Raw genomic sequence first — 473 nt, forward strand, 5'->3', positions numbered from 1 at the left:
GGTGGTGTACCAGGGGGTGTTATTGGTCATCGGTGCCGAAGTGTTTGCGTAGTTCTGCGGCTAGTTCGAGCATGAGCTGCTCCATCTGGGCGTTCACGTCACCCTCCCATTTACCAATAGGGTAAAAACGGATTATCGAATCAACCGCCACGAGAATACAGGTGTCTGGTCCGTCGTCTAGGTGCAGGCCGCAGTAGGCGTTTCCTACGGCTTTGGGGTTGACGAAATTCCTGGTTATTGTTTTGTATGAGTCGTGAAAGTAGTCCACGTAGACGTGGATGGTTCTTGGGCGTGGGGTGGTGGGGTCTTGGTCGTCTTTGTGGACGTAGATCCAGTTACCGCCAGTGTTGTGGGTGCGGGGGAATCCGGCTTTTGAGGGGACGAAGTTGGTGAGGGTTGGGATGGGCCAGTTGTCTTTGACGTGGTTGTGGAAGATGGGTGGGACGATGGTGGGTGGTGGGTGTCCGGCCCAG

At 55.4% G+C, this 473-nt stretch carries 1 protein-coding gene; it reads right to left on the reverse strand.

What is annotated here, in order from left to right:
• Positions 1-19 precede the first annotated feature (19 nt).
• A partial coding sequence (locus EII42_RS13150) for a hypothetical protein (RefSeq protein ID WP_158676528.1) occupies positions 20-473 on the reverse strand: 454 nt, incomplete at its 5' end.

It is taken from the genome of Tessaracoccus sp. OH4464_COT-324, from assembly GCF_003932855.1.
Taxonomy (GTDB): domain Bacteria; phylum Actinomycetota; class Actinomycetes; order Propionibacteriales; family Propionibacteriaceae; genus Arachnia.